The sequence below is a fragment of the Inquilinus sp. YAF38 genome (genome assembly GCF_052113205.1).
Classification (GTDB): Bacteria; Pseudomonadota; Alphaproteobacteria; order DSM-16000; family Inquilinaceae; genus Inquilinus.
Genome location: NZ_JBFRCU010000009.1, coordinates 89,800 through 113,536 on the forward strand (window position 1 = coordinate 89,800; position 23,737 = coordinate 113,536).

Annotated in this window: 24 protein-coding genes; 18 read left to right on the forward strand and 6 right to left on the reverse strand. The window is 69.9% G+C overall.

Annotated features, from left to right (window positions below):
* Positions 1-68 precede the first annotated feature (68 nt).
* The 6 genes from gor to AB4Z01_RS06300 all read left to right on the forward strand — a co-directional run bounded on the left by gor (position 69) and on the right by AB4Z01_RS06300 (position 5,577).
* Positions 69-1,451, forward strand: coding sequence for a glutathione-disulfide reductase (gor, locus tag AB4Z01_RS06275; protein ID WP_441691707.1), 1,383 nt, complete (start codon positions 69-71; stop codon positions 1,449-1,451).
* Positions 1,448-2,206, forward strand: a complete 759-nt coding sequence (locus AB4Z01_RS06280) for a class I SAM-dependent methyltransferase (protein ID WP_441691709.1) — start codon at positions 1,448-1,450, stop codon at positions 2,204-2,206. The genes gor and AB4Z01_RS06280 overlap by 4 nt, the downstream gene beginning before the upstream one ends.
* Positions 2,207-2,348: 142 nt before the next feature.
* On the forward strand, positions 2,349-3,737 hold the full coding sequence (locus AB4Z01_RS06285; protein ID WP_441691712.1) for a class II 3-deoxy-7-phosphoheptulonate synthase: 1,389 nt from the start codon (positions 2,349-2,351) through the stop codon (positions 3,735-3,737).
* Between the two features lie 15 nt (positions 3,738-3,752).
* A complete protein-coding gene (locus AB4Z01_RS06290; protein WP_441691714.1) occupies positions 3,753-4,925 on the forward strand; it encodes a nicotinate phosphoribosyltransferase in 1,173 nt (390 codons plus the stop codon).
* 83 nt (positions 4,926-5,008) lie between these two features.
* Positions 5,009-5,233 (forward strand): antitoxin MazE family protein, encoded by a 225-nt coding sequence (locus tag AB4Z01_RS06295; protein ID WP_441691716.1) that lies wholly within the window; start codon positions 5,009-5,011, stop codon positions 5,231-5,233.
* Positions 5,230-5,577, forward strand: a complete 348-nt coding sequence (locus tag AB4Z01_RS06300) for a type II toxin-antitoxin system PemK/MazF family toxin (RefSeq protein WP_441691719.1) — start codon at positions 5,230-5,232, stop codon at positions 5,575-5,577. The genes AB4Z01_RS06295 and AB4Z01_RS06300 overlap by 4 nt, the downstream gene beginning before the upstream one ends.
* Positions 5,578-5,595: 18 nt before the next feature.
* On the opposite strand, the gene AB4Z01_RS06305 is transcribed toward AB4Z01_RS06300, so the two are convergent.
* Positions 5,596-6,129: a hypothetical protein gene (locus tag AB4Z01_RS06305; protein WP_441691721.1), complete on the reverse strand. Its 534-nt coding sequence runs from the start codon at positions 6,127-6,129 to the stop codon at positions 5,596-5,598.
* A gap of 86 nt (positions 6,130-6,215) precedes the next feature.
* Here AB4Z01_RS06305 and pabB point away from each other — a divergent pair, with 86 nt between their 5' ends.
* Entirely contained in the window at positions 6,216-7,637 is a 1,422-nt protein-coding gene (gene pabB / locus AB4Z01_RS06310; RefSeq protein ID WP_441691724.1) for an aminodeoxychorismate synthase component I, read from the forward strand.
* Positions 7,637-8,443, forward strand: coding sequence for an aminotransferase class IV (locus AB4Z01_RS06315; RefSeq protein WP_441691726.1), 807 nt, complete (start codon positions 7,637-7,639; stop codon positions 8,441-8,443). The genes pabB and AB4Z01_RS06315 overlap by 1 nt, the downstream gene beginning before the upstream one ends.
* Positions 8,444-8,596: 153 nt before the next feature.
* Here the strand turns inward: AB4Z01_RS06315 and AB4Z01_RS06320 are convergent, their stop codons facing one another.
* The 4 genes from AB4Z01_RS06320 to thrS all read right to left on the reverse strand — a co-directional run bounded on the left by AB4Z01_RS06320 (position 8,597) and on the right by thrS (position 12,160).
* Complete coding sequence (locus AB4Z01_RS06320; protein ID WP_441691729.1) at positions 8,597-9,085, reverse strand: DUF2867 domain-containing protein; 489 nt, start codon at positions 9,083-9,085, stop codon at positions 8,597-8,599.
* 67 nt (positions 9,086-9,152) lie between these two features.
* Positions 9,153-10,061 (reverse strand): extracellular catalytic domain type 1 short-chain-length polyhydroxyalkanoate depolymerase, encoded by a 909-nt coding sequence (locus AB4Z01_RS06325; RefSeq protein ID WP_441691731.1) that lies wholly within the window; start codon positions 10,059-10,061, stop codon positions 9,153-9,155.
* Positions 10,062-10,143: 82 nt separating this feature from the next.
* Positions 10,144-10,860 (reverse strand): hypothetical protein, encoded by a 717-nt coding sequence (locus tag AB4Z01_RS06330; protein WP_441691733.1) that lies wholly within the window; start codon positions 10,858-10,860, stop codon positions 10,144-10,146.
* Between the two features lie 85 nt (positions 10,861-10,945).
* The gene (gene thrS / locus AB4Z01_RS06335) at positions 10,946-12,160 is read right to left on the reverse strand and encodes a threonine--tRNA ligase (RefSeq protein ID WP_441691736.1); all 1,215 of its coding nucleotides are present in this window, start codon (positions 12,158-12,160) and stop codon (positions 10,946-10,948) included.
* Positions 12,161-12,511: 351 nt separating this feature from the next.
* Here thrS and AB4Z01_RS06340 point away from each other — a divergent pair, with 351 nt between their 5' ends.
* The 8 genes from AB4Z01_RS06340 to AB4Z01_RS06375 all read left to right on the forward strand — a co-directional run bounded on the left by AB4Z01_RS06340 (position 12,512) and on the right by AB4Z01_RS06375 (position 20,001).
* Positions 12,512-12,919: an MbcA/ParS/Xre antitoxin family protein gene (locus AB4Z01_RS06340; RefSeq protein WP_441691739.1), complete on the forward strand. Its 408-nt coding sequence runs from the start codon at positions 12,512-12,514 to the stop codon at positions 12,917-12,919.
* On the forward strand, positions 12,910-13,602 hold the full coding sequence (locus AB4Z01_RS06345) for an RES family NAD+ phosphorylase (protein WP_441691741.1): 693 nt from the start codon (positions 12,910-12,912) through the stop codon (positions 13,600-13,602). The genes AB4Z01_RS06340 and AB4Z01_RS06345 overlap by 10 nt, the downstream gene beginning before the upstream one ends.
* Positions 13,603-13,714: 112 nt before the next feature.
* Positions 13,715-14,404 (forward strand): GTP cyclohydrolase II, encoded by a 690-nt coding sequence (locus AB4Z01_RS06350; protein ID WP_441691743.1) that lies wholly within the window; start codon positions 13,715-13,717, stop codon positions 14,402-14,404.
* Positions 14,401-15,720: a bifunctional diaminohydroxyphosphoribosylaminopyrimidine deaminase/5-amino-6-(5-phosphoribosylamino)uracil reductase RibD gene (gene ribD / locus AB4Z01_RS06355; protein ID WP_441691745.1), complete on the forward strand. Its 1,320-nt coding sequence runs from the start codon at positions 14,401-14,403 to the stop codon at positions 15,718-15,720. The genes AB4Z01_RS06350 and ribD overlap by 4 nt, the downstream gene beginning before the upstream one ends.
* A gap of 113 nt (positions 15,721-15,833) precedes the next feature.
* Positions 15,834-17,447: a protein translocase subunit SecD gene (secD, locus tag AB4Z01_RS06360; protein ID WP_441691746.1), complete on the forward strand. Its 1,614-nt coding sequence runs from the start codon at positions 15,834-15,836 to the stop codon at positions 17,445-17,447.
* Positions 17,447-18,406 carry a protein translocase subunit SecF gene (gene secF, locus AB4Z01_RS06365; protein WP_441691747.1) on the forward strand — a complete coding sequence of 320 codons (960 nt, stop codon included), beginning with the start codon at positions 17,447-17,449 and terminating at the stop codon, positions 18,404-18,406. The genes secD and secF overlap by 1 nt, the downstream gene beginning before the upstream one ends.
* A 7-nt stretch (positions 18,407-18,413) precedes the next feature.
* A complete protein-coding gene (locus tag AB4Z01_RS06370) occupies positions 18,414-19,520 on the forward strand; it encodes an acetoin utilization protein AcuC (RefSeq protein WP_441691748.1) in 1,107 nt (368 codons plus the stop codon).
* A gap of 16 nt (positions 19,521-19,536) precedes the next feature.
* A complete protein-coding gene (locus AB4Z01_RS06375; RefSeq protein WP_441691749.1) occupies positions 19,537-20,001 on the forward strand; it encodes a DUF192 domain-containing protein in 465 nt (154 codons plus the stop codon).
* Between the two features lie 2 nt (positions 20,002-20,003).
* Here AB4Z01_RS06375 and AB4Z01_RS06380 read toward each other — a convergent pair whose 3' ends face one another.
* Positions 20,004-20,309 (reverse strand): hypothetical protein, encoded by a 306-nt coding sequence (locus tag AB4Z01_RS06380; RefSeq protein ID WP_441691751.1) that lies wholly within the window; start codon positions 20,307-20,309, stop codon positions 20,004-20,006.
* Between the two features lie 156 nt (positions 20,310-20,465).
* Between AB4Z01_RS06380 and AB4Z01_RS06385 the strand changes: the two genes are divergently transcribed.
* Both AB4Z01_RS06385 and AB4Z01_RS06390 read left to right on the forward strand, forming a co-directional pair.
* Complete coding sequence (locus AB4Z01_RS06385; protein ID WP_441691753.1) at positions 20,466-21,728, forward strand: efflux RND transporter periplasmic adaptor subunit; 1,263 nt, start codon at positions 20,466-20,468, stop codon at positions 21,726-21,728.
* A 47-nt stretch (positions 21,729-21,775) separates the two neighbouring features.
* Entirely contained in the window at positions 21,776-23,737 is a 1,962-nt protein-coding gene (locus AB4Z01_RS06390; protein ID WP_441691755.1) for a MacB family efflux pump subunit, read from the forward strand.

A 23,737-nucleotide genomic window follows, 5' to 3' on the forward strand; every position in this document is an offset into this window, starting at 1 on the left:
TCATGTGCAAATGCCGTTGGCGCGCGCTCGGCGCTGCCTGGACCGCTCCGCAACCCTCGGGACTCGCCATGACCAGCATGGATTTCGACTATTTCGTCATCGGCGGCGGCTCGGGCGGCGTGCGCTCGGCCCGCATCGCGGCGCAGCATGGCGCCCGCGTCGGCATCGCCGAGGAGCGCTACTGGGGCGGCACCTGCGTCAATGTCGGCTGCGTGCCGAAGAAGCTGCTGGCCATGGCGGCGCATTTCTCCGCCGATTTCGAGGATGCCGCCGGCTTCGGCTGGACCGTCTCGTCCGCGACCCATGACTGGGCCACGCTGATCGCCCGCAAGGATGCCGAGATCGGCCGGCTGAACGGCATCTACCGCACCCTGCTGACCAATGCCGGCGCCACCATGTTCGACGCCCGCGCGGTGCTGGTCGACGCGCACACGATCGATGTCGGCGGCAGGCGGGTGACCGCCGACCGCATCCTGGTGGCGACCGGCGGCTGGCCGGTGCTGCCGGACAAGCCGGGCGTCCGCGAGCACGCCTTCACCTCGAACGAGGCGTTCCATCTGGAGCGGATGCCACAGCGCGTGGTGATCGTCGGCGGCGGCTACATCGCCGTGGAGTTCGCCAGCATCTTCCACGGCCTCGGCGCCGAGGTGACGCTGGTGCATCGCGGCGACATGGTGCTGCGCGGCTTCGACGACGACCTGCGCGTCCACCTCGCCACCGAGATGGGCAAGGCCGGGATCAATCTGCGCCTCGGCTGCAATGTCGAGGGCATCGCCAAGATCGGAGATGCCCTGGCGGTGACGCTGAGCAACGACGAGGTGATCGCCGCCGACGGGGTGATGTACGCCACCGGCCGCAAGCCGAACTCGGCGGGGCTGGGGCTGGAGGCGGTCGGGGTCGCGGTCGATACCGACGGCGCCATCACCGTCGACGAGCACTACCGGACCAGCGTGCCGAGCATCTACGCGCTGGGTGACGTCACCGACCGGCTGAACCTGACGCCGGTGGCGATCGCCGAGGGCCATGCCCTGGCCGACACGCTGTTCGGCGGCCGGCCGCGGGTGCCGTCCTACGAGAACGTGCCGACCGCGGTGTTCTCCAACCCGCCGATCGGCACGGTCGGGCTGACCGAGGCGGCGGCGCGGCAGCGCCATGGCGAGGTCGATGTCTATCGCGCCGTGTTCCGGCCGATGCGCCACACCCTGTCGGGCCGCGAGGAGCGGACGCTGATGAAGCTGGTGGTCGACCCGGTGACCGACCGGGTGCTGGGCTGCCACATGGTCGGGCCGGACGCGCCGGAGATCGTCCAGGGCCTGGGCATCGCCCTGACCTGCGGCGCCACCAAGGCACAGTTCGACGCCACCATCGGCATCCACCCGACCGCGGCGGAGGAGTTCGTGACCATGCGCAGCAAGGTCGAGCGCCCGGCCAGCCCGGGGTTGGCGCAATGACGGCTGAGCCGGACAGGCCGCAGAACATCTATGACGACCCGGTGTTCTTCGCCGGCTATGCCGCGCTGCGCGACGCCGAGAGCGGGCTGAACGCCGTGCTGGAGCAGCCGGCGCTGGCGCGGCTGCTGCCGGCCTCGCTCGCGGGGCTGCGCATCCTCGATCTCGGCTGCGGCTTCGGCGACTTCGCCCGCGCCGCCCGGGAGCGGGGCGCTGCTTCGGTGCTGGCGATCGATGTCTCGGAGAAGATGCTGGCTGAGGCCCGGCGGCGGACCTCGGATCCCGCGATCCGTTACGAACAGGCGGCAATCGAGACGCTGGCGGTGGAGCAGGGGGCGTTCGACCTGGCCGTCTCGTCGCTGGCCCTGCACTACGTCGCCGATTATCGGGCGGCGGTCCGGACGATCGCCGCTGCCCTGGCGCCCCACGGCCGCTTCGTCTTCTCGGTCGAGCATCCGATGTGCACCGCGATGGGTGTCTATGAATGGCATCGCGATGCCGCTGGCGCCGAGCTGCATTGGCCGGTCGATCGCTACGGCGAGGAGGGGCGGCGCGACACGCGCTGGTTCGTCGACGGGGTGGTCAAATACCATCGCACGGTTGCCGGCTATGTGAACGGCCTGGTCGATGCCGGGCTGACCCTGGTGCGGCTGGAGGAGCCGGAGGCCGATCCGGCGGCGCTGCAGGCCCGGCCGGAGTTGGCGCTGCAACGGCGCCGGCCTCCGTTCCTGCTGCTGGCCGCGGACAAGCCGGCGTAGCGGGCCGGCTGCACGCGGTTCTTGTCATAAGGGAGCTGCGCTGCGACGCTGGAAATGCCGGATGGGCAGGCGTATAGCCTCACATCCGGTCCTGGCCGCCATGGGGAGTGTGCGGGCAGGGGCGCAAGGTGCGGAGTGTGTGATGGCGGAACGGTGGACCCCTGACTCCTGGCGCGCGATGCCGGTGCGGCAGATGCCGCAATATCCCGACGCGGCCAAGGTGGCGGCGGCGGAGAAGACCCTGTCGAAGTATCCGCCGCTGGTCTTCGCCGGCGAGGCGCGCTCGCTGAAGGCGGCGCTCGGCCGTGTGGCTTCGGGCAGGGCGTTCCTGTTGCAGGGCGGCGACTGCGCCGAAAGCTTCGCCGAGTTCCATCCCGACAAGATCCGCGACACCTTCCGCGTGCTGCTGCAGATGGCGGTGATCCTGACCTTCGGCGGCGGCCTGCCGGTGGTCAAGGTCGGCCGCATGGCCGGGCAGTTCGCCAAGCCGCGCTCCGCCGACATGGAGACGATCGACGGCGTCTCGCTGCCCTCCTATCGCGGCGACATCGTCAACGGCGTCGAGTTCGACGAGGCCTCGCGCATCCCCGACCCGGCGCGCATGGTGCAGGCCTTCAACCAGTCGGCCGCCACGCTGAACCTGCTGCGCGCCTTCGCCCAGGGCGGCTATGCCGACCTGCACAAGGTGCACCAGTGGAACCTGGGCTTCGTCACCCGGTCGCCGCAGGGCGAGCGCTACGAGGCCTTCGCCAGCCGGATCGACGAGGCGCTGGAGTTCATGGCCGCCTGCGGCGTCACCGCCGAGACCACGCCGGCGATCCGCGAGACCGATTTCTACACCAGCCACGAGGCGCTGCTGCTGCCCTATGAGCAGGCGCTGACCCGGATCGACAGCACCACGGGCGACTGGTACGATGTCTCGGCCCATCTGCTGTGGATCGGCGACCGCACCCGCCAGGCCGACGGCGCGCATGTCGAGTTCCTGCGCGGAGTGAAGAACCCGGTGGGCCTGAAATGCGGCCCGTCGCTGGATCCCGACGACCTGATCCGCCTGATCGACGTGCTGAACCCGGACAACGAGGCCGGGCGGCTGACGCTGATCGTGCGCATGGGCGCCGACAAGGTCGTCGACAAGCTGCCGCCGCTGCTGCGCCGGGTGCGCGACGAGGGTCGCGCCGTGGTCTGGTGCTGCGACCCGATGCACGGCAACACCATCTCCTCGCCCTCCGGCTACAAGACCCGGCCGTTCGACCGGATCCTGTCCGAGGTGCGCGACTTCTTCGACGTGCACCGGGCCGAGGGCACCCATCCCGGCGGCGTGCATTTCGAGATGACCGGCGAGGATGTCACCGAATGCACCGGCGGCGCCCAGGCGATCACCGACGAGGCGCTGTCGCTGCGCTACCAGACCGCGGTCGACCCGCGGCTGAACGCCAGCCAGTCACTCGAGCTTGCGTTCCTGATCGCCGAGAAGTTGAAGCAGGAGCGCAGCGCCCACGACGCGGCCCGCCGGGCCGCGGCTGCGGAATAGCAGGGAACGGCGTCCATGACCCCTTCGGTCGACGAGCTGTCGCGCTGGACCGACAAGTACTTCCTGCGGACCAAGGGGATCGTGGAGCGCTTCGGCGACACCCGCGTCACCTATGCCGTGTTCATGCGCCGGCCGGTGGTGGCCGCACCGCGGCTGGCGATCGAATGGCTGCAGCAGGTGGCCAAGGAGCGCGGTTTCGCGGTCGAGATCGAGCTGCGCTACGCCGAGGGCAAATGGGTCGGGTCGGGCGAGCCGCTGCTCTACATCACCGGTCCGCTGCGGCACCTGGTCGATTGCGAGACGGTGCTGCTGCAGAAGCTGGGTCCGGCCTGCGTCGCCGCCTACAACGCCTACACCATGTGCGCCGAGCTGTCCCGCGCCGCCTTCCTGGCGATGGATGCGCGGCACTGCGCCGGCACGGAGATGGCGGAGTCGATGGCCTATGCCGCCAGCGTCGGCTCGGCCCGGGCCCGGCGCAAGCATGACGCCAAGGGCTTCATCGGCAACGCCACCGACGCCACGGCGCATTTCTTCGGCCAGACCGATGGGCTCGGCACCATGCCGCACGCTTTGATCGGCTATGCCGGGTCGACCGTCCGGGCCGCGGAGATGTTCCACGAGGTGTACCCGGACGAGGCGCTGACCGTCCTGGTCGACTACTTCGCCCGCGAGGTCACCGACGCGCTGGAAGTCTGCCGCCGCTTCCCGGAGATGGCGGCGGCCGGCCGGCTGTCGGTCCGCATCGACACCGGCGGCGGCCGCTACATGGAGGGGCTGGGGCCCGGCGAATCCTATGCGGTGCTGGAGCGCCACGTGCCCGAGGCGGTGCGCGGCTATCGCAGCGAGGAGGAGTTGCGCCACCTGATCGGCACCGGCGTTTCGGCGGCTGCGATTCACCATCTGCGCGACAAGCTGGACGAGGCCGGCTTCGGCAAGGTGAAGATTGTCGCGTCGAGCGGCTTCAGCCCGGCCAAATGCCGGGTGATGGCGCTGGCCAAGGCGCCGATCGACGTGGTCGGCACCGGCAGCTTCCTGCCGGAGCGCTGGAGCGAGACCTACGCCACCGCCGACATCGTCGAATATGACGGCAAGCCGATGGTCAAGGTCGGCCGCGAATGGCTGCTGCGGCTGCGCCCGGACGGCAGCGCCCGGTCGGGGCCGGACACCATGGCCGGCTCTGGGATCTGAGGCTGTTGGCCACGGCGCGGTACCGCCTTGGATGGGGTGCAGGCTTCTGATAGGTTACATGTAACTTTATCGGGGAGCCGAACATGCCGACCCGTTCCCGTCCGCTGTCGTCGCGCGACAAGGTCAAGGCGCATCGGGAGCGGCTGCGCCGCCAGGGATTGCGTCCGATCCAGATCTGGGTGCCGGATGTCCGATCACCCGAATTCGCGGCGGAGGCGCACAGACAGTCGCTTGTCGTCGCTCGCAGCCCCGCGGCTCACGAGGATCAGGATTTCGTCGACGCGATCGCGGACTGGCCTCCTGAATGAAGCGTGGCGAAATCTGGACCGCCGCCGGCGGGGGCGGCTACATGGGCAAGCCGCGCCCGGTTGTGGTCATCCAGGACAATCGCTTCGACGCGACGGATTCAATCACCATCTGCAGCTTCACCACGAACCCGGCGGAGGCGCCCCTGTTCCGCCCGCTGGTCGAGCCGAGCGAGCGCAACGGGTTGCGCTCGCCGTGCAGGCTGATGGTCGACAAGATCGCCATCGTGCGGCGAGACAGGCTAGGGTCGCAGATCGGCCGCCTCGACGATGAGGATATCGTCCGGCTGAATCGTGCCATTCTCGTGTTTCTCGGACTTGCCGCCCCGACCAGGCAGAGTGCCTAGCGCCATTGGCCGGGAGCTTCAGGATGGGGAGGGCTTCGACGGCCTGCGCCGCCGGACGCGCGGCGCCTCGCCCTCCTCGTCATCGGTGTCGTCGACCGTGCCCCGCTCAATGTCGCGCTCGACCGAGGCGCTGAGCCGCTGGAACAGGCCGAGGCCCAGCATCATGCCGGTCCCGGCCACGATCAGCGCGGTCGGGTACAGCAGCAGGTTCACGTCGTCGCGGGCCACCTTGAAGATCACCACCAGGGCTTCGAGGAAGACGGCGATGATCATGGTCGAGATGAACTTGGTCAGGCTCTTGCGGACCTCGGAGGTGCGGCGCCGCTCCTGGCCGCGGGCGACCTCTTCCTCCAGCAGGTACTTGGCGACGTCGAACACGGCGGTGGCGATGATCAGATAGCCGATCACGTCCAGCATCGCCGTGTCGGTTGCGGCATGCGGCGTTTGGAAGGTCATCACCACCGAATAGATCGCATATGCCATCAGCCCGGCCGCCAGAAGCATGAGGATGACGCTGACGAGAAAGAAGGCCACGCGGGAAACCAGTTCCATGAGTCTCTCCCGAAGGCGCGGCGGTGTGTGCCGACCCGCCGCGTGCTAGCTTCGGGCCGTACTGTCCGCCGGAGCCCGATCGTTACGTGAACCACCGCTTGGCCACTCCGTTCCCTTCGCCCGCCGCCGCGGCGCCGGACGTGCTGTGCCGGCCGGTCCCCTGGCGCGACCCGGTTGACGCCTTCGCCGCGATCCGCCATCGGCCCCGGCCGGTGCTGCTCGATTCGGCGTTGGTTGACGGGACGCGCGGCCGCTGGTCGCTGGTCGCGGCCGATCCGTTCCGCTGGATCGAGGTCGGGGCCGCGGAGACGCCGGCCGATCCCTTCGGCGCCATTGCCACGCTGCTGGCCCGCTATCGGGTCGAGCCCGATCCGGAACTGCCGCCGCTGGGACCCGGCGCGATCGGTATCCTCGGCTATGAGGCCGGGCGGTTCGCCGACCGCATGCCGGCGCCGCAGCCGGTCGGGCTCGACCTGCCGGACATCGCTTTCGGCCTCTATGACTGCGTCGCCGTGTTCGATGCGGTAGAGCGGCGCGCCTGGGTGCTGTCGACCGGCTGGCCCGAGGAGAACCCGGTCGCCCGCAGTCATTGGGCACAGGCGCAGGCCGACGACCTCACGGCGGCGATCGCTGGCGCCTCGCCGCTGCCGCCGCCTGATGCCGCGCCCCGCGGCGTCTGGCAGTCGGAGATGCCGGCGGATGGCTATCGCGACTGCGTGCGGCGGATCCGCGAGTGGATCGCGGCCGGCGACATCTATCAGGCCAACCTGACCCAGCGCTTCCTGGCCGACCTGCCGGACGGGCTCGACCCCTTCACCCTGCACCGCCGCCTGCGCGCCCTGTCGCCGGCGCCCTTCGCCGCCTTCCTCGACCTGGGGCAGGGGCGCTGGATCGCCAGCGCCTCGCCGGAGCGGTTCCTGGCGGTCGACCCGGCCGGCCGGGTCGAGACCCGGCCGATCAAGGGCACCCGGCCGCGCGGCGTCGATCCGGCGACGGATGCGGCGCTGGCGGCGGAGCTGCAGGCCAGCGCCAAGGACCGGGCCGAGAACCTGATGATCGTCGACCTGCTGCGCAACGATCTGTCGAAGGTCTGCGCCGTCGGCAGCGTGCGCGTGCCGGTGCTGTGCGGGCTCGAGACCTTCCCCCGGGTGCACCACCTGGTGTCGGTGGTGGAGGGGCGGCTGGCGCCGGGCCGCAGCGCGATCGACCTGCTGCGCGCCTGCTTCCCCGGCGGTTCGATCACCGGCGCGCCGAAGATCCGGGCAATGGAGATCATCCGCGAGCTGGAGCCGGCGCGGCGCGGGGCCTATTGCGGCTCGGTCGTCCATCTCGGCTTCGATGGGGCGATGGATTCCAGCATCGTCATCCGCACGCTGTGCGGGGCACAGGGGCAGGTGGCGGCCCAGGCCGGCGGCGGCATCGTCTATGATTCCGATCCGGACGCCGAGTATGACGAGGCCATGGTGAAGGTCCGGCCGCTGCTGCAGGCGCTGGCGGGGACCGGCTGATGCCGTGGTTGAATGGTGAGATGCTGGCGGCTGGGGCGGCGCGGATCGACCCGGCCGACCGCGGCTTCACCCTCGGCGATGGGCTGTTCGAGACCATCCGGGTGCGGGACGGTGCCGCGGTCTGGCTGGATCGCCATCTGGCCCGGCTGGCCGAAGGCAGCGCCGTGCTGGGCATCCCGGCGCGCTTCGACGATGCCGCCCTGGCCAAGGTCTGCGCCGCGGTGATCGCGGCCGAAGGGATCGAGGCCGGCGTGCTGCGTCTGACCGTGAGCCGTGGCGTCGGGCCTCGCGGCGTGCTGCCGCCGGTGGCGCCATCTCCGACCGTGCTGATCGCCGGCGCGGCCGGGCTGCCGCCGCAAGGCCCTGTGGCGCTGATCGTCGCTCGCGGCACATGCCGCAACCAGGCCTCGCCGCTCAGCCGGGTGAAGTCCCTCAACTATCTCGACGCCGTTCTGGCCCGGCGCGAGGCCGCGGAGCGCGGCGCCGACGACGCGGTGATGCTGAACACCGCGGGCCGGGTGGCCGAGACCACCATCGCCAACCTGTTCGCCCGGATCGACGGCGCCTGGGTGACGCCGCCGGTGGCAGAGGGAGCCTTGCCGGGGATCATGCGCGCCGAAGTGTTGGCGCGGCTGGGCGCAGTGGAGCGGCCGCTTGCGATCGCGGATCTGCAGCGGACGGACGCGCTGCTGCTGACCAACGCCCTGTCGATCCGCGCCGCGGGGCGGCTGGAGGACAGGACTCTGCCGGCCGGAGCAGAGGCCGCTATCGGCCTGTGCCGCCAACTGGGATTGCCAGCGGTATAAGGTAATACAAACGGTCGAAAAGATTGACCCGTCATCCCGTGCGCGCTGCGGCGCGAAGTGCCGCTGCGCAGACACGGGATCTCGGCGCGATCCTGGAGAGATCCCGTGTCTGCAGCGCATCATTGCATGCTGCGCTGCGCACGGGATGACGGGTCATTGTGCTCGTGCAAACTGTGCCAGGTGGGCCCTGACCACGAGGTAATGAAAGGGCCTGATCACGTTGAGATAGGTGAGGCCGAGGGCATTGTGGGAGTGCACGATGGTTGTCGCGATGAGCTGCGTGCCGGTTGGAGAATAGCGACGGAGCAGCGACAACCGGAAGTCCAGGTGTCGATCATCCTCACCCAGCACAATCTCGTCGTTGCCTTCCCATTGCACCGGGAAGAAGTCCACGCGGTCGGTGTCGGCCCTGGACGCCCGGACCTCGCCGGAGGTTTTGACGCCAAAGGGCGTCACCATGGCGTCGCGCACCGCGACCAACGCCTTGATCCACGCGGGCGGATCGCCGACTGTCCGGGTCGCCAGCATGCGCATGCTGTCCTGTTTCGATGAATTCAAATCGATGCTGTAGCTATCGAGCAGGCTGGCGTTCTCGTACCAGCCTGCAACGACGCTTTCAGGTGGCGGCGTGGCCCGGCGCACTCGCACTTTTCGTTCTAAACACATGCCGGCGGCCTCGCTAAGTCATTTGCGGGCAGAATGTCGCGCTTCACAGCCGCGGGTGGTCGGCGAAGAAGCGCCAGATATGCGGCGTGGCGGCGAAGCCGTGGGCGCCGTCCGGCCAGCCATGGATGCCGCCCTCGACCACATCGAACCGCACCGCGGTTCCGGCCCGGCAATCGGGATAGTCCTCGGCCTCGATGCCCAGCACCGTCGCCCGCGCCACCGGCTGCGCTTGGCAGCCGTCGAAGGCCGCCCAGAACGCCACCGAGTCCCGAACCGGCGGGAACTTGGCACGGGCGTAGCTCTCGCGCTCCGCGGTGCCGTCGAACGGAACCGCCGTGTCGTCGGTGCCGTGGATGTGGATCACCGAGACCGGGCGGCTCGGGGTGCAGGACGGCACCAGGATGGCGCCGGAGACCACGGCGATTCCGGCGAAGATGTCGCCGGCGTCGCAGGCCAGGCGATAGGCCATCATGCCGCCGGCGGAGAAGCCGGCGGCGTAGATGCGGTGGCGGTCGACCGCGCGCTCCTGCTCGATCGTCGACACCAGGGCGCGCAGGAAACCGACATCGTCGGCATCCTGCCGCATCGCCGCGCCGCAGCAGTCGCCGGCGTTCCAGCTGAACTGGCCGGCGGTCTCGGCGGTCGGCCTGAGGCGGCCGGTGCCGTTCGGATAGGCGACGATGAAGCCTTCCGCATCGGCCTCGGCGCTGAAGCCGGTCAGGGCGATCGCACTGTCGGCATTGGCGCCGCCGCCATGCAGCACCACCACCAGCGGCAACGGGGCGTCGCCCGCCGCTGCCGGCGGCAGGTGCAGGGTATAGCTGCGGGAGACCCCGTCGACCGGCAGCGTGGCCTCGACATCCACGCCAGCGGCCCGGCCGGGGGCGGTCGAGAGCAGGAGCGAGAGGATCGTGATCGGGAAGGCCAGGGCCTGGGATAACCGTCGTGCCATGTGTGCCGCTTCGAATGGGTGCGCCGCAGGATAGCGTGCACGGTATGGCGGCACGCCCGCGATGAAGGGTCGCGGGCCGCCGCTATCCGCGGACCCTGCCGCGACGCCTGCCGGCATCCTGCGCCAACTGCTCGATCAGCCCGACGAGCTCGCGATGAGCGGGAGTGGCGGGATCGCGCAAGGCGGAGGTGGGCTGTGCCTCGGTCAATCGGCTCAGCCGCACCAGGGCGCGGATGCGCTGCCGCCGCGTCTGCTTGAGGTCGGAGGAGCGGTGCCGGAACAGGATCCGGGCCAGCTCGCCGTCGCCGAACAGGCCGTTCAGCTCGGCGCCGGTCGTGTAGATCAGGAACAGCACCAGGATCCAGATCTGGATGAACAGGAAGCGGTGCCAGGAGAACTGCTCCACCATGGCCGTGCCGAAGCCACCGATCCGGCCGCTGTCGACGATGTGGTGGATGAAGGCCTCGATCAGCCGGGCGATGAACACGAACGCCCAGTAGACGACGGTCTTGAACAGGATCGGCAGGATCAGCGGCGCGTTGTCGAAGCGTCGCAGGAACGGCATCTTGTCGGCGACCAGAACCGACTTGCCGACCACCAGCGCCGCCGTGGTTGCGACCAGGAAGTTGATCGACCGGGCGAGGTATTCGGACAGCATCAGGTTCTGGGTGAACACGATCAGGTTGAAGCCGACCAGGAAGAACAGGGTCGGCGGCAGCACGTGGCGGAGCTCGTGCCCGAGATGGCGCAGAACACGGTGCAGGCGGCTGTCCTGCGCCGCCAGGGAGGTGCTGGCCATCGAGCGTCTCCGGTGCTTTGGACCGTTCCGGAATCCTGACGCCGAAGCGGGGCGCGGCAAAGCATAATCCGCCGCGCCCCGCAGTTCAGGCGGCGAGGGCAGGGGCTTCCGCCGGCGACTGTGCTTCGGCCTCCAGCCGGGCGATCGCGGCGGCCAGCGGCAGGGACTCCTGGCGGCCGTCGCGGAAGCGCAGCGCCACGGTGCCGTCCCGCGCCTCGCGCGCGCCGATCGCGGCCAGCACCGGCACCCCATCGGCATGGGCGTCGACGATCTTGCGCGACAGCCGCACCGGCCGGGCGTCGAGGGCGACGCGCAGCCCCGCCGCCTCGAACGCCTCGGCCACCCGGCAGGCCGGGACGACGTCGTCGGCGCCGAGCGAGGCGACCACCACCTGTTCCGGCGCCAGCCACAGCGGCAGCTTGCCCTCATGGTGCTCCAGCAGAACGCCGATGAAGCGCTCCAGGCTGCCCAGCACCGCGTGGTGCAGCATCACCGGCTGCTGGTGGGCGCCGTGCTCGTCGACATAGGCGGCGCCGAGCCGTTCCGGCATCACCATGTCGAGCTGGATGACGCCGCATTGCCAGCGCCGGCCGCGGCTGTCGCGCAGGTGGAACTCCAGCTTCGGGCCATAGAAGGCGCCCTCGCCGGGCAGGGTCTCGAAATCGAGCCCGGCCTGCCGCGCCGCGGCCGCCAGCGCCGCCTCGGCCCGGTCCCAGACCTCGTCCGACCCCGCCCGCTGCGCCGGCCGTGTGGCGAAGGCGACGTCGAAGCCGTCGAAGCCGAAATCGGCGTAGATCCGGCGCAGCAGGCCGCAGAACCGCGCCACCTCGGCCTCGATCTGCTGCTCCAGGCAGAACACATGGGCGTCGTCCTGGACGAAGCCGCGGGCCCGCATCAGCCCCTGCAGCGCGCCGGACGGCTCGTTGCGGTGCACGGCGCCGAACTCGAAATAGCGGATCGGCAGCTCGCGGTATGACCGCACGCGCTTGTTGAAGATCTGGACGTGCCCCGGGCAGCTCATCGGCTTCAGCGCCATGATCCGGCCCTCAACGGCCACGGCGTACATCTGGGCGCCGAATTTCTGCCAGTGGCCGCTGCGGTTCCACAGGCCGCGGGCCAGCAGCTGCGGTGTCCGCACCTCGCGGTAGCCGGCCCGGGCCATGCGCCTTCGGACATGGTCCTCGACCACGCGGTACAGCGCCCATCCGCGCGGATGCCAGAAGACCATGCCGGGGCCATCCTCCTGCTGGTGGAACAGGTCGAGGCGGTTGCCGAGGCTGCGGTGATCGATGTCGTCCATGGGAAGTCTCCGTTGCGTTTGGACCGGCGCAGGGAGAGCCCAGAAAGACCAAGGGCCCCGTCCGTTGCCGGCGGGGCCCTTTGGTGGTCGGCGAGGCGCTGTCCGATCAGCGCACACGACCTCCGCACGACCCGCCTCTGGCGGTGGTCGTTTTGGTGGTCGCGGTAATCATCGAACGGATCGCACTCATGAGAGGAGTGAGCCATGGCCGGCGGACGGCGTCAACCAGCATGCAACGCGGGGAGGGGCTGCCGTGTTGATGGAGCGGGACTTGTCATCGGCCGGGTCTCCCGCTATATTTATCTCAAACGAGATCAAAAGTCTCAAACGAGTTTGGAGAGGAGCGGTTCGATGATGGCGCAAGAGGCGGCGGTGGCGCCGCGCGGTGCCGAGGGGCGGATGGCCCGGGCGGGCCTGAGCGCCTTCTTCAACATCGTCGAGGCCTGGGGGCTGAAGGACGAGGAGAAGCGCGTGCTGCTGGGCCGCCCGTCCAAGGCCACTTTCTACCGCTGGAAGGCTGGCGCGACCGGCCATCCCTCGGCCGACACGATGGAGCGGATCTCCTACATCCTCGGCATTTACCGGGCGCTGCAGATCCTGTTCAAGGACGCCAGGCTGGCCGATGGCTGGGTGCGGCGGCCGAACACGGCCTCGCCCTTCGGCGGCCGCTCGGCGCTCGACCGCATGCTGTCGGGCAATGTCGCCGACCTGTTCGTGGTCCGCCGCTACCTGGATGCGGAGCGCGGCGGTTGGGGCTGACCCTTCCGGTTCGCCGGGTCGACTGGCGCGAATGCTGGCGCATCATCCCGAGCCGATATCCGCCGATCGACCTGTTCGAGCGGGTGGCGCCGCCCGAGGATTGGGAGCTGCTGATCGAGCTCGAATCCCGCACCAACGACCGGCTGCGCGACCAGGTCGGCCAGATCGCGCTGGTGCCGCTGGAGGAGCGGATGAGCGGCCCGGGTACCAGCTTCATCATGGCGCCCTTCACCCATCTGCACCCGGATGGTAGCCGCTTCACCGACGGCACCTACGGGGCCTATTACGGTGCCGCGGCGCTGGATACGGCGGTGGTGGAAACCAGCTACCACCGCGCCCGCTTCTTCGCCGCGACGGCGACGCCGGCGACCACGATCGACATGCGGGTGCTGATCAACAGCCTGTCGGGCGAGCTGCACGACATCCGCGGCCTGGGCGCCGAACTGCCCGGTGTCTACGACCCGGTCGATTATTCAGCCGGCCAGGCGCTGGGGCGGCAATTGCACGGCGAGGACTCATATGGCATCGCCTATGACAGCGTCCGTCATGCCGGCGGGCAGTGCGCCGCGGTGTTCCGGCCGCGCAGCGTGCTGACCCCGGTGATCCAGGAACGGCACCTGTCCTATCACTGGGACGGCACCCGGATCGCGGCGGTGAACGAGATCCGGGCGTTGCAGACGTAGCGAGCCGCATAGCCGATCTCCGTTCGTTAGGGCTGGGAATATCGAAGCCGCCCACCGATATTGTCCCCACGGTTTCACGAGGTCGGTCGCGGCGCGGCCGTCGGGGTATTCGATGCAGGCACCGGTCAACCCGCCGCGGGTCGAGATCCGCACCACCGTCACCATCCCGATCCTGGACGGGGCGGCGAGGGGCGTATTCCACACCTTCGACGGCTTCGCCGACGGCGGCGAGCACTTTGCCATCGCCCTCGGGCCGCAAGGCCGCGACGTGCCGCTGGTGCGGGTGCATTCCGAATGCCTGACCGGCGACGTCTTCGGCTCGCAGCGCTGCGACTGCGGCCCGCAGTTGAACGACGCCCTGCATCGTATTGGCAAAGAAGGCGGTTTCGTCCTCTACCTGCGGCAGGAGGGACGCGGCATCGGCCTCTACGCCAAGCTCGACGCCTATGTGCTGCAGGACCAGGGGCTTGACACCTACGAGGCGAACGAGCGGCTGAACTTCCCGCACGACCTGCGGGATTTCACCCCGGCGGCGCAGATGCTGCTGGCGCTCGGGGTCAAGCGGATCCGGCTCTTGACCAACAACCCCGACAAGGCGAAGCAGCTGGAGGCCGCCGGGATCGAGATCGCCGAGATCGTGCCGACCGGCGTCTTCGTCACCGAACACAACATCCAATACCTTGAAGCCAAGGTGAAGAAGCACGCACATCGCATTGATCTGTCGGAGATTTCCGGCCAGGCCAAGGTGCTGCCCCTGGCGGTCGGCGACACCCCGGGGGTGCGCCGCCTGGGCAAGCCTTGACGCTGCCGGCCGGGCTCTCGCCGGGTTTCGGCTTCGGCGGCGTTCTCCGCGACACGCTGCTGGAGCCGCTGCGCGATGCCGCGCCGCCCACCCGAACCCTGGGTGACGACGAAGCCTGGATGCTGGAGACGCTGCGGACGGCGATGACCCATAACGGGTTGTCGGACCCGAACCCGGTGGTCGGCTGCGTCATCGTCCGAGATGGCCGCGTCGTCTCGCGTGGCGCCACCGAGCGGATCGGCGAGCGCCATGCCGAGCGTGTCGCGGTCGAGGCGGCGGCCGACCGCTCGGCATTCCGCGGCGCCACCGCCTATGTCACGCTCGAACCTTGCAGCCATCACGGTCGCCAGCCGCCCTGCGCCGACCTCCTGGCCTCGCTCGGCCTGGCGCGCTGCGTGGTGGCGCTGCGCGACCCGTTCCCTCTGGTCGATGGCACCGGCCTGGCTCGGCTGCAGGCGGCCGGCGTCGCGGTCAGCGTCGGTGTGCTGGCGCCGGAGGCGGCGGCCTGGCACGCGCCCTTCCTGTTGCGGCAGCGTCTCGGCCGGCCGCTGGTGGCGGCGAAATGGGCGCAGACGCTGGACGGCCAGCTCGCCTATGACGACGGCGCCGAGCGCTGGCTGACCGGCAAGGCGGCGCGCGCCCACACCCATTGGCTGCGCCAGAAATACGATGCCATCCTGGTCGGCGCCGGCACCGTTCTGGCCGACGATCCGGCCCTGACCGTGCGCGACGCCGCCGGCGACCGGCACCGCCATCCGCTGCGGCTGGTCTACGATCCGAACGGCCGAGCGCTGGCCGCCCTGCCGCAGCGGCTGGAGCGCTGGAAGTCCGGGCTGCTCTCCGCCGATGCGCCGACCGTGTTCCTGCTGGGGGCGGCGGCGGCGCGGCAGGCGGTGGCGCTGGAAGCCCTGCTGCCGCCTTCGGCGGCGGTGCTGGCGCTGCCGGACGGGTCGCCGGTCGATGCCCTGTTCGACACGCTGGCCGGCCCGGCGATGGTGGCGCGGCTCGGCCGGCCGGTCGCTTCGGTGATGGTCGAGGGCGGCCCGCGCCTGCTCGGCCTGTTGCTCGAGGCCGGGCGCGTCGATCTGGCCCATGTCTTCATCGCGCCGGTGGTCGGCGGCGGCGAGCGCAACCGCATCGCCTTCCCGGGCAGCGCCGCCCCCCACCGTGCCAATGGGACGCGGGAGTGGCGGCCGATCACGACCGCCGCCCTCGGCCCCGATCTTCTGGTAGAATACGTCTCGCCGGCCGTGGCGGAGCATCTGGCGCGGCTTGTCGACGCCGGTGTGACGACCCCGCCACTTCGCCATGGCTAAACGGCGGCGTGCATTGTACCGTGCGCGCCCTGCGGTCCGGCGTGCCGGTCCGGATCCCATGATGTCTCGGCCGGGCCAGCCCGAACCGACCGAATTTTGAGAGCTTGCCGTCGATGATGTATTTCGCCCCGTGGAAGAAGGTCACCATCCTGGTGGTGTGCCTCCTCGGCGTGATCCTGAGCCTGCCGAACATCCTGCCACGCACCACGCTCGACTCGCTGCCGTCCTGGATCCCGGCCCGGCAAATGAATCTCGGTCTCGACCTGCGGGGCGGTTCCTACCTCCTGCTGGAGGTCGACATGAAGGCGGTGGTCGATGCCCGCCTCGCCAACATGCAGGATTCGATCCGCAGCCTGCTGCGGCGCGAGAGCATTACCTTCAGCGACCTTGCGGTGAACGACCATTCGGTCAATTTCACCCTGTCCGACCCCGGCCAAGCCGACCGGGTGCGCACGCTGCTGGCCGAGAACCTGCTGACCGGCGCCGTCGACCCGTTGGCCGGCGGCAAGCGCGACCTCGACATCAGCGTCGGCAGCGACGGCAAGGGCAGCCTGACCCTGACCGAGGTGGGCCTGCGCGACCGCGAGGCCCGGGCGGTCGAGCAGTCGATCGAGATCGTCCGCCGCCGCGTCGATGAGAGTGGCACCCGCGAGCCGCTGATCTCGCGCCAGGGATCGAGCCGCATCCTGCTGCAGCTGCCGGGCGAGCAGAACCCCGACCGCATCCGCCGCCTGCTGGGCCAGACGGCGAAGATGACCTTCCACCTGGTCAATCTCGACTACCAGCCCGGCCAGCCGGTGCCGCCGGACACCGAGGTGCTGCCGATCGAGAATCCGCGGCAGGGCGAGCGCACCTCGATCGCGGTGCGCAAGCGGATCGAGGTCGACGGCGCCAACCTGACCGACGCCCGCGCCGGCACCAACTCGCAGAACGGGCAGTGGGTGGTGAATTTCGAGTTCGACAGCGCCGGCGCCCGCCGCTTCGGCCAGGTCACCCAGGCCAATGTCGGCAAGCCCTTCGCCATCGTGCTCGACGACAAGGTCATCACCTATCCGAACATCAACGAGCCGATCCTGGGCGGCCGCGGCCAGATCAGCGGCAACTTCAGCGCCCAGAGCGCCAACGATCTGGCGGTGCTGCTGCGCGCCGGCGCGCTGCCGGCGCCGCTGACCATCGTCGAGGAGCGGACGGTCGGCCCCGACCTGGGCGCCGACGCCATCCAGGCCGGCATCATCGCCGTCGCTGTCGGCTTCGTCCTGGTGATCACCTACATGTTCCTGTCCTACGGGCTGTTCGGCCTGTTCGCCAACATCGCCCTGGTCATGAACATGGTGCTCACGGTGGCGATCCTGTCGCTGCTGGAAGCGACGCTGACGCTGCCCGGCATCGCCGGCATGCTGCTGACCCTCGGCATGTCGGTCGACGCCAACATCCTGATCAATGAGCGATTGCACGAAGAGACGAAACGGGGGAGGTCGCCGTTCTCGGCGATGGATGCGGGCTTCAGCCGGGCCTTCGGCACGATCTTCGACGCCAACATCACCTCGCTGATCAAGATGGCGATCCTGTATTCGTTGACCACGGGCCCGGTGCGCGGCTTCGCCGTCACCACCGGGATCGGCATCCTGACCTCGATGTTCACCGCCGTGGTGCTGGTGCGGTTCATGATGGTCACCTGGATCCGCCGCAAGCGCCCCACCGTCCTGCCCGTGCTGAGGAAAGCGTGATGTTCTGGCTCCGTCTCGTCCCGGACGACACCAAGATCCAATTCATGCGGGGCCGCATTCTGGGCCTCGCCACCTCGGCCTTCCTCAGCATCGCCTCGGTCATCCTGTTCTTCCATCCGGGGCTGAACTACGGCGTCGACTTCAAGGGCGGCATCGCTATCGAGATCCAGACGCCGCAGCCGGCGGACTTCTCGGTGCTGCGCTCCGAACTCGATGCCCTCGGCCTCGGCCAGGTCCAGCTGCAGCAGTTCGGCTCGCCCAGCGACGTGCTGATCCGGATGGAGGCGCAGCCGACCGAGCAGCAGCAGCAGGTGGCGCTCGACACGGTCAAGAAGACCCTGACCGAGAAGGTCCCGGGCACGGAGATCCGCAGCATCGATTCGGTCGGCGGCACGGTCTCGGGCGAGCTGTTCCAGAACGGCATGCTGGCGCTCGGCCTCGCTCTGGTCGCCATGCTGTTCTACATCTGGTTCCGCTTCGAGTGGCAGTTCGGCGTCGGCGCCGTGGTCACCATGATCCTCGACGTCACCAAGATGATCGGGGTCTATGCCGTCACCGGCATGCAGTTCAACCTGACTTCGATCGCGGCGCTGCTGACCGTCCTCGGCTATTCGGTCAACGACAAGGTCGTGGTCTATGACCGGGTGCGCGAGAACCTGCGGCTGTACAAGTCGCTGCCGCTGCGGCAGCTGATCGACCTGTCGATCAACCAGACGCTGAACCGCACCATCGGCACCTCGCTGACCACCTTCCTGGCCTGCCTGCCGCTGGCGATCTGGAGCGGCGAGAACCTGCAGCAATTCGCCATCGTCATCCTGATCGGCATCGTCGTCGCCACCACCTCCTCGATCTTCATCGCGGCGCCGATCCTGCTGTTCCTCGGCGAGGACAAGCTGTTCCGCAAGAAGGCCCCGCCGGCGGCTCCGGCGGAGGGCAAGCCGGCGGGCAAGGGAGCCTGATCCGGCGATGGCGGCGCGGCCGATCCTGATCGGCAGCGAGGTCTACCGGCATTCCAGCTACGGGCCGAAGCATCCGCTCGCCATCCCGCGGGTCTCGACCGCGCTCGACCTGATCCGGGCCCAGGGCTGGCTGGCCGACGGCCAGTACCGCGAGGGCCCGCTGGCCGGCCCGGGGGCGCTGACCCGGTTCCACCATCCCGATTATGTCGCCGCGGTGCAGGATGCCGAGCGCGACCAGGACCTCGACCCGGCGCGCCGGCAGCGGCACAATCTGGGCGGGATCGAGAACCCGATCTTCGGCGAGGTGTTCCGCCGCCCGGCCACTGCCTGCGGCTCCTCGCTGCTCGGCGCCAGCCTGGTGGCCGAAGGCGCGGTGGTCTACAGCCCGGCCGGCGGGCTGCATCACGGCCGGCCCGACCGCGCCTCCGGCTTCTGCTACTTCAACGACCCGGCGCTGGCGATCCTCGACCTGCTGGATCGCGGCGTCGACCGCATCGCCTATCTCGACGTCGATGCCCATCACGGCGACGGGGTGCAGGATGCCTTCGCTGGCGACCCGCGGGTGCTGACCGTGTCGATGCATGAGGCGCAGCGCTGGCCCTTCACCGGGGCGATCGACGACCGCGGCGGCGGCAATGCCCGAAACCTGCCGATGCCGCGCGCGCTGAACGACGACGAGATGGCGGCGGTGCGCGACAAGGCGCTGCTGCCGCTGGTAGAAGCCTTCCGGCCCCAGGTCGTGGTGCTGCAATGCGGCGCCGACGCGCTGCATGACGATCCGCTGAGCCGCCTCTCACTCTCCAACCGCGCCTTGTGGGACGTGGTGGCGGCGGTGCGCGGCGTCGCGCCACGCCTCCTGGTGCTCGGCGGCGGAGGCTACAATCCCTGGACCGTCGGGCGCTGCTGGGCCGGGGTCTGGGCGGTGCTGAACGGCCTCGATCCGGCGGCGCCGCTGACGGCAGGGTCCCGCACGGTGCTGGCCGGCCTGTCCTGGTCGCGCCGCCGCGGCACCCCGCCCGAGCCCGCGTGGTTCGACCGGATGGACGACGCGCCGCGGCCGGGCCCGGTGCGGCACGAGGTCCAGGACGTGATCCGTGCTGTGATGGCACCCTGACGAGATGGGACGATCGATGAAGACGCTCCTTGCCGTTGTCGCCCTGCTGCTTGCCGCCGGCCCCGCCCCGGCGCAGGAAGCGGTCCCGTTCAAGGCCAGCGAGCTGACCATCGAGACCGCGGCCGGCAAGAGCTTCCATTTCACGGTCGAGCTGGCGCTGACGCCGGAGCAGCAGCAGCGCGGCCTGATGTTCCGCGAGAAGATGGCGCCGGATGCCGGCATGTTGTTCGTGTTCGACCAGGCCGGGCCGCAAGCCTTCTGGATGAAGAACACGCTGATCCCGCTGGACATGATCTTCATCCGCACCGACGGGACGATCGCCAACATCCTCGAGAAGGTGCCGCCGCAGACTCTGGACCCGCGCACCTCCGAAGGGCCTGCCAAGGCGGTGCTGGAGTTGAACGGCGGCATCTCCCGCTTCCTCGACATCAAGCCGGGCGACCGGGTGGTCCACCCGCTGATCGCCGCGACCAAGGGCTGAGCTCAGCGCGGCTTGGTGGTCTCGTCGTCCAGGCCAGGCATGGGTGGGGCCCAGCCGCGGCCGGCCGCGATCATGCAGGACTGCCCGTCCGGCCCGGTGTAGAGCAGGGTCCAGCTCCGTCCTTTCGGCGCCGTGAACAACTCGGCTCGGCCGCCGCTGTTGGTGGTGCCGGCGCCCGCCGGCGTTTCCTGGAAGGCGCGCGCCAGATAGTCCGCCACCACGTCGTGCGGGCCGCAGGAGGCTGGCGCCGCCAGGGCCGGGGCGGTCAGGAGAATGCCGGAAAGGGTGACGACGGCCGCACGGGCCATGCCTGCCTCGATAGCCGTATCGGAGTCTGCGGCCAGGAGGCCTGCGAAAGGATATAATCGGCTCGCCCTGGCCAGACCAGCCGGATCGGAGGCGGCCCCGCGCCGGAAATATCCGGCCGGGCCGTGAAGGGGCGACACTATTGCGGGCCGAGGGGAATGCCGGACACCAGGACTGAGATCGAGCCGAGGCTGCGGGAGGCGGCACCGCCGCCCTTGCCCGGACCGACCCGGACCGCGCGCGGCAAGGCTCCCCGCCGGCGCCGCCTTGTGCTGCTGGGCCTGCTGGTTCTCGCCTTGCTGGCCGGCGGCGGGGCCTGGTACCGCTGGGGCCGGGCGGTCGCGCCGGACCAGCTCTGGCTCACCGCCACGGCCGAGCGCGGCGACATCGAGGATGCGATCACCGCGCTGGGGACGCTGCAGCCGCTCAGCTATGTCGATGTCGGCACCCAGGTCTCCGGCCAGCTGAAGACGCTGCATGTCGCGATCGGCGACCGGGTGAAGGCCGGCGACCTGCTGGCCGAGATCGACCCGACGGTCTACCAGACGCGGGTCGAGGCCGACCGGGCGCAGATCGCCAACCTCGCGGCGCAGCGGGCGGAGAAGGAAGCGCAGCTGCTGCTGGCCCGGCAGCAGGCCGAGCGGCAGCGCAACCTGAAGGCGTCCCGTGCCACCAGCGACGACGCGCTGCAGGTGGCGGAGGCGGCCTATGCCGCTGCCCAGGCCCAGCTGGATGCGATCGACGCCCAGACCCGCCAGATCCAGTCGACCTTGAAGGGCGACGAGGCCAATCTCGGCTACACCAAGATCTACGCGCCGATCGACGGGACGGTGGTGTCGCAGTCGGCGCGCCGGGGCCAGACCCTGAACGCCAACCAGTCGGCGCCGATCATCGTCCAGGTCGCGGACCTCTCGACCATGACGATCAAGGCGCAGGTGTCGGAGGCCGATGTCAGCCGGCTGCGGCTCGGCATGACCGCCTATTTCACCACCCTCGGCATGCCGGACAAGCGCTGGTACGGGGCGCTGCGGCAGGTCCAGCCGACGCCGGAGGTGGTCAGCAACGTCGTGCTCTACAACGCGCTGTTCGACGTGCCGAACCAGGACGGCACGCTGATGACGCAGATGACGGCGCAGGTGTTCTTCGTCTCGGCCGCCGCCCAGGACACGCTGCTGGTGCCGGTCACGGCGCTGTCGGGACTGTCGCCCGGCACCTCCTCGGCCGCGCCGGGGCGGGCCGCGGTGCGCGTGCTGAAGCCGAGCGGATCGATCGAGACCCGCACGGTGACGGTCGGCGTCACCAACCGGGCGCAGGCGGAGATCCTGAGCGGGCTGGAGCCGGGCGAGCAGGTGATCACCGGCTCCCGCCGGCAGACCACGGAGCCGGCGGCCCCGGGCCAGAGCCGGAGCCCGAGGATCTGATGGACATCCGCGAGCCCCGGCCGGCGGCAACCGGTGATCAGACGCCGATGACGACCGGCCGTACCGAGACCCGGCCGCTGGTGTCGCTGCGCGACGTCACCAAGACCTATGTCAACGGCGACCTGGCGGTGGAGGTGCTGCACGGCATCTCGCTGGACATCCATCCCGGCGAGTTCGTCGCCATCATGGGGGCCTCGGGCTCCGGCAAGTCGACGTTGATGAACATCCTCGGCTGCCTCGATCGGCCGACCACCGGCACCTATCGGGTCGACGGCACCGATGTGGCGACGCTGGATCGCGACGCCCTGGCGCATCTGCGGCGCGAGACCTTCGGCTTCATCTTCCAGAGCTACAACCTGATCCCGTCGGCGACCGCGGCCGAGAATGTCGAGGTGCCGGCGATCTATGCCGGCATCCCGGCCGCCGAGCGCCGCGAGCGGGCGGAGCAGCTGCTGGGTTCGCTCGGCCTCGCCGACCGCACCGGCCACCGGCCGAACCAGCTGTCGGGCGGCCAGCAGCAGCGGGTGTCGATCGCCCGCGCCCTGATGAATGGCGGCCGGGTGATCCTGGCCGACGAGCCGACCGGCGCCCTGGACAGCCGCAGCGGCGCCGAGGTGATGGCGCTGCTCAAGCGGATGAGCGAGGCCGGCCGCACCGTCATCCTGATCACCCATGACCGGGCGGTGGCGGAGCACGCGCACCGGCTGATCGAGATCCGCGACGGGCACATCGTCGGCGACAGCGGCGCGCGGGGGCCTGCAGCCGCCTTGGGCGGGGTCGAGGGCCAGCATGCGGGCGACGCCGGTGCGCTGGGCGTCGCCGATATGGCGGAAGCGGTGAAGATGGCGCTCCGGGCCCTGCGCGCCAACCTGTTTCGCACCATCCTGACCCTGCTCGGCATCGTCATCGGCGTCGGCGCGGTGATCACCATGCTGGCGATCGGCGACGGGGCGAAGCAATCGGTGGTCGACCGCATCTCGGCCATGGGCACCGACCTGCTGCTGGTCCGGCCGGCGCAGAGCAACAACCGCACCGCCGACGGCGTGATCGCGACGCTGGTGCCGGAGGATGCCGAGGCGCTGGCCCAACTGCCGAACGTGGCCGTTGCGGTGCCGGAGCTGAGCGGCACCGTCACCCTGCGCTACGGCAACACCGACTATCAGACCCAGGCCGACGCAACGACGCCTGACTTCCCCACGATGCGCAACTGGTCGGTCGAACGCGGCAGCTTCATCGCGGCGGCGGATCAGGCGAGCTATGCGCCGGTGATCGTGCTGGGCCAGACCGTGGCCCGGCTCCTGTTCCCGGACGGCGTCGACCCGCTGGGGCGCTATGTGCTGGTCAACAACATCCCGTTCCAGGTGATCGGGCTGATGGAGCCGAAAGGCGCCACGGCGTGGGGCACCGACCAGGACGATGTCGCCTTCATGCCGCTGTCGACCGGCAGCCTGCGGGTGTTCGGCAAGCGCTTCGTCCGTTCGATCACGGTGCAGGTCCAGGACATGGCGCGGATCGACGAGACCCAGCAGGACGTGCAGGCCCTGCTGGAGGCACGGCATCGCCGCCAGGACGTGCAGATCCGCAACATGTCGTCGCTGATCGAGACCGTGTCGGCGACGCAGAACACGCTGACCATCCTGCTCGGCTCGGTCGCCGCCATCTCGCTGCTGGTCGGCGGCATCGGGGTGATGAACATCATGCTGGTCAGCGTCACCGAGCGGACGCGCGAGATCGGGGTGCGGATGGCGACCGGCGCCCGGATGCGCGACATCCTGCAGCAGTTCATCACCGAATCCGTGGTGGTCTCGGCGATCGGCGGCGCCATCGGCGTGGTCGGCGGCCTCGGGGTGGCGGCGGCGCTGCAGGCCTTCGGCACGCCGATCCAGTTCTCGCCCGGGCCGGTGCTGCTGGCCTTCGGCTGCGCCTTCCTCACCGGCCTGGTCTTCGGCTATATGCCGGCGCGCAAGGCCGCCACCCTCGACCCCGTCGTCGCCCTGTCCGCCGAGTGA